Origin of the sequence: Mycobacterium sp. (assembly GCF_049802695.1) — a bacterium.
Lineage (GTDB): Bacteria > Actinomycetota > Actinomycetes > Mycobacteriales > Mycobacteriaceae > Mycobacterium.
The window spans coordinates 1-4,640 of sequence record NZ_JBARMY010000471.1; the positions used below are offsets into that span (position 1 = coordinate 1).

At 65.6% G+C, this 4,640-nt stretch carries 4 protein-coding genes and 1 pseudogene; 3 read left to right on the top strand and 2 right to left on the bottom strand.

The window, feature by feature from the left end; all coding sequences use genetic code 11:
• Both WA317_RS18845 and WA317_RS18850 read left to right on the top strand, forming a co-directional pair.
• Positions 1 to 856, top strand: a pseudogene (locus tag WA317_RS18845) (ABC transporter permease); the annotation flags it as partial.
• An 11-nt stretch (positions 857 to 867) separates the two neighbouring features.
• Positions 868 to 1,542 carry an isoprenylcysteine carboxylmethyltransferase family protein gene (locus WA317_RS18850; RefSeq protein ID WP_425174482.1) on the top strand — a complete coding sequence of 225 codons (675 nt, stop codon included), beginning with the start codon at positions 868 to 870 and terminating at the stop codon, positions 1,540 to 1,542.
• A gap of 34 nt (positions 1,543 to 1,576) precedes the next feature.
• Here WA317_RS18850 and glgC read toward each other — a convergent pair whose 3' ends face one another.
• Positions 1,577 to 2,791, bottom strand: a complete 1,215-nt coding sequence (glgC, locus tag WA317_RS18855) for a glucose-1-phosphate adenylyltransferase (RefSeq protein WP_425174483.1) — start codon at positions 2,789 to 2,791, stop codon at positions 1,577 to 1,579.
• A gap of 215 nt (positions 2,792 to 3,006) precedes the next feature.
• Here glgC and glgA point away from each other — a divergent pair, with 215 nt between their 5' ends.
• Positions 3,007 to 4,218, top strand: a complete 1,212-nt coding sequence (glgA, locus tag WA317_RS18860) for a glycogen synthase (RefSeq protein WP_425174484.1) — start codon at positions 3,007 to 3,009, stop codon at positions 4,216 to 4,218.
• Here glgA and WA317_RS18865 read toward each other — a convergent pair.
• A complete protein-coding gene (locus WA317_RS18865; RefSeq protein ID WP_003406247.1) occupies positions 4,215 to 4,382 on the bottom strand; it encodes a DUF3117 domain-containing protein in 168 nt (55 codons plus the stop codon). The genes glgA and WA317_RS18865 overlap by 4 nt on opposite strands.
• Between the last annotated feature and the right edge of the window lie 258 nt (positions 4,383 to 4,640).

The window sequence follows — 4,640 nt, forward strand, 5'->3', positions numbered from 1 at the left end:
GACGTTGACCGCTCTGGCCTACCGGCTGCTGGCCCGCCGTGACGTCGGCGCGGGACTGATTCCTGAGCGTCGCGGTCGCGGCACCGCCTCGCCGTTGCTGCGTCACGCGCTGGGGCTGGCGTGGCGGCTCGACCGCGGCAGCCTGCTGCTGTGGACGATTGGCCTGGGTCTTTACGGACTGCTGATCGGCAGCGTTGTGCACGGCATCGGCGATGAGGTAGGCAACAGCACCGCGGTCCGCCATATCGTCGCCCGAATGGGCGGCACCGGTGCGCTGGAGCAGGCATTCGTCGACGCGTCGTTCTGCTTGCTCGCTATGGTCGCCGCCGCTTTCACCGTTTCGGTGTTCCTGCGCCTTGCCCAGGAAGAGAGCAGCCAGCGCGCCGAGACGCTATTGGCCGGCGCAGTGCCCAGAAGCCGTTGGCTGGCAAGCCATCTCACCATCGCGGTATGCGGGTCAGCCGCTGCCCTGCTGCTGGCCGGGCTGGCCGCCGGTATGACGTACGGTGTCGCCGCCGGCGACGTCAGCGGCAAACTGCCGACTGTGCTGGCGACCGCAGCAGTGCAACTGCCCGCGGTGTGGCTGCCGGCCGCGGTGGGTGTCGCCGTGTTCGGGTGGGCTCCGCGATTCACACCGGCGGTGTGGGGCGTGCTGGTCGGTTTCGTCGCGCTGTACCTGCTGGGTTCGTTGTCGGGTTTCCCGCAGTGGCTGCTGGACATCGAACCGTTCGCGCATGTACCCCGGGTGGCTGGCGGTGACTTCACTGCGGTTCCGCTGCTGTGGCTTGTGATAATCGACGCAACGCTGATTGCGCTGGGAACAGCGGCCTTTCGGCGCCGCGACATACGGAACTGAGGGAAGCCAACGTGAATACCGTTGCAAAGGGCCTATTTTCAGCCGTGTTGGGGCTTGCCGCCTTCGGGTTGCTGTTGTTTTTGCCGGCCGGCACCTTCCATTATTGGCAGGCTTGGGTGTTCCTGGCCGTCTTCGCGGTCTCGACGTGGATCCCCAGCGTCTACCTGATGCGGAAAAACCCGGACGCGCTTGAGCGGCGCATGCGTGTGGGGCCGTTGTCCGAGACCAGGATGGTGCAAAAGGTCATCATCTCCGTCGTGTTCGTCGCGTTCGCGGCCATGTTCGTGGTCAGCGGACTTGATCATCGCTTCGGCTGGTCGCCGGTGCCATGGATGGTCTCCTTGGTCGGAGATTTCCTGGTTGCGGTCGGACTTGGCATTGCCATGATGGTGATCGTTCAAAACAGCTATGCGGCCGCCAACGTCACGGTAGAGCCGGCGCAAACACTGGTCTCCACCGGTCTATATGGACTCGTCCGTCACCCGATGTACACCGGCAATCTGATCCTGATGGTCGGCATGCCGCTGGCGCTGGACTCTTACTGGGCTCTGGTATTCGTCCTACCCGGGCTGATAGTGCTCGCAATCCGCATACGCGACGAAGAGCAACTGCTCGAGCACGAACTAGATGGCTACCGGGATTACACCCGGCGGGTGCATTACCGGCTGGTGCCTTACCTGTGGTGATCGCGCACGGCATGCGGACGCCCGCGCCAGGAGGCTAGATCCACACACCCTTGCCCACGGCGACCACGCCGCCGGCGCTGATCGCAAAGCGCTCTCGGTCTTTCTCCAGGTCGACGCCCACCATTTCCCCCGGCCCGACGACGACGTTCTTGTCCAGGATGGCGTGCCGCACCACCGCGCCGCGGCCGACCCGGGCGCCTGGCATCAGCACGCTGCCCTCGACGATCGCACCGTCGTCAACCACCACGTTCGACGACAGCACCGAGTTACGCACCGAGGAAGCTGAAATGATGCTGCCCGCCCCGACTACCGACTCTTGCGCGGAGCCGCCGTTGACGAATTTGGCCGGCGCCAAATTCTCCTGCGCGCCGCGAATGGGCCAGCGCTTGTTGTACAGGTTGAACACAGGATGCACTGACACCAGGTCCATGTGGGCGTCGTAGAACGCATCCAGCGTCCCCACGTCGCGCCAGTAAGCCCGATCCCGGTCGGTGGCGCCGGGCACCTCGTTGTTGGAGAAGTCGTAGACCGCGGCCAGCCCGTCGGACACCAGCCGCGGGATGATGTCACCGCCCATGTCGTGGTCGGAGCGGTCATCCTCGGCGTCGGCGCGGATGGCGTCGATAAGCACCTTGGTGGTGAAGATGTAATTGCCCATCGAGACGAATGTGCTCTCCGGGTCGTCGGGTGTCCCCGGCGGCTTTACCGGCTTTTCGATGAAGTTCCGGATGCGGCCGGAGTCGTCGGCGTCGATGCAGCCGAACGCCGGCGCCTCGGCGCGGGGCACCCGGATGCCGGCCACGGTGGCCCCGGCACCGCTCTCGATGTGGAACCGCACCATCTGTTCGGGGTCCATCCGGTAAACGTGGTCAGCGCCGAAAACGACGATGTAGTCGGGATCTTCGTCGTAGACCAAGTTCATCGACTGGTAAATTGCGTCAGCGGAACCGGTGTACCAGCGCGGCCCCAGGCGCTGCTGTGCGGGAACCGGAGTGATGTACTCGCCGGCCAACCCGCTCAGCCGCCAGTTCTGCGAGATGTGGCGGTCCAAGGAATGCGACTTGTATTGGGTCAGCACACAGATCTTGAGGAAACGCGCATTGACGAGGTTGGAGAGCACGAAGTCGATAAGCCGGTAGGCGCCGCCGAAGGGAACCGCGGGTTTGGCCCGGTCAGCGGTCAGCGGGTACAACCGCTTGCCTTCCCCACCGGCCAGGACGATGCCCAGCACCTGTGGCGCTTCCCTCATGTCACAAACCTAACGGGCGCATTCGAGCGCTGCTACCGCAACCGCACGATTTGGCACGGCTGACGGACTGTCGGTCAACGAATTTGGTGCGGTTCCGACTCAGGATTGCCACCCCGACGCCCCCGTAAACCCCGGCGGCCCTCCCGGCCGCCCCCACCGGGACAAGCCGGGGTCCCCTCCGACCCGCACGCCGGCGGACAGCTAGCGTGCCCGATATGCGGGTGGGAATGATGACGCGCGAATATCCGCCGGAGGTGTACGGCGGGGCAGGGGTCCACGTCACCGAACTGGTCGCGCAGCTACGCCAGCTCTGCGAGGTCGAGGTGCACTGCATGGGCGCGCCGCGCCCGGGTGTTTTCGTCCACCAGCCCGACTCGCGGTTGCTGGGAGCCAACCCCGCTCTGGCGACGCTGTCGAGTGACTTGGTGATGGCCAACGCCGCTGCGACGGTCGACGTCGTGCACTCGCACACCTGGTACACCGGGCTCGCCGGCCATCTGGCGTCGCTGCTGCACGAGGTCCCGCATGTGGTGACCGCGCATTCGCTCGAACCGATGCGACCGTGGAAAGCCGAGCAATTGGGCGGCGGATACCGGTTGTCGTTATGGGTGGAACGCACTGCGATGAGCGCCGCCGACGCCGTCATCGCCGTCAGCTCGGGCATGCGGGACGACGTGCTGCGGCTCTATCCCGCGCTGGATCCGAGCAAAGTGCACGTCGTGAAAAACGGTATCGACACCGACGTGTGGTACCCGGTCGCGCCGGTGCCGGGTGATTCGGTGCTGGCGCAATTGGGCGTTGATCTCAGCCTGCCGATCGTGGCCTTCGTCGGCCGAATCACCCGCCAGAAAGGTGTTGCTCACCTGGTCGCCGCCGCGCACCGGTTCAGCCCCGAGGTGCAGGTGGTGCTGTGCGCCGGCGCGCCGGATACTCCTGAGATCGCCGCTGAAGTCGGTACCGCGGTAACCGGATTGGCGCACAAGCGGTCCGGCGTGTTCTGGCTGCGAGAAATGCTGCCGATCGGACAGGTTCGCGAAATCCTCTCGGCTGCAACGGTTTTTGTGTGCCCTTCGGTGTATGAACCGTTGGGCATCGTCAATTTGGAGGCGATGGCGTGCGGGACAGCGGTAGTTGCCTCCGACGTCGGCGGGATACCCGAGGTGGTCGTCGACGGGGTCACTGGTTCGCTGGTGCACTATCAATACGACAACCCGGGCGACTACGAAGGTGCGCTGGCCGATGCCGTCAACGCCTTGATCGCTGATCCCGGCCGGGCGGAGCGGTACGGGCGGACCGGGCGTCAGCGTTGCATCGAGGAGTTTTCCTGGGCGCACATCGCCCGGCAGACGCTGGAGATCTATCGGAAGGTGTGCGGGAGCGCCGAGGGTTCGGCAGGCGCCGACGGTGTTTCGTTCGACCGGGTCTAGCTGGTAACGCCCTTGAGTTCGTCACCCAACGCGGCGGCTTCGTCAGGCGTCAGCTCGACGACGAGTCGACCGCCACCCTCCAGAGGTACTCGCATCACGATGCCGCGCCCCTCCTTGGTCGCTTCGAGAGGACCGTCGCCAGTCCGGGGCTTCATCGCCGCCATCGAGTGCTCCCTCCAGAGTCGAGCTGGCCCGCCGTCACGGACCGGCTGCATGCCGGGCACGCCCCACACCCGGCATTGAACTGCCGATACACCCCTCCATTGTTCCCTATCGAAACTGGCGGGTGTGCAAGACCCGGTTGTCGGCGGTTCGGCTGTATCGTCGGGCGGCGATCCGCGGCGCCCGGCTTCGCCGCGCTTGCGATCGCCGCTAAGCCGCCGCGGGCACCCAGCAGGCGCGCAGGTGGTCGTCGACCATCC

Bases quoted from the DNA above. Each gene is read 5' to 3' on its own strand.
- glgC (WP_425174483.1), bottom strand. From the start codon at position 2,791: ATGAGGGAAGCGCCACAGGTGCTGGGCATCGTCCTGGCCGGTGGGGAA.
- glgA (WP_425174484.1), top strand. From the start codon at position 3,007: ATGCGGGTGGGAATGATGACGCGCGAATATCCGCCGGAGGTGTACGGC.
- WA317_RS18865 (WP_003406247.1), bottom strand. From the start codon at position 4,382: ATGGCGGCGATGAAGCCCCGGACTGGCGACGGTCCTCTCGAAGCGACC.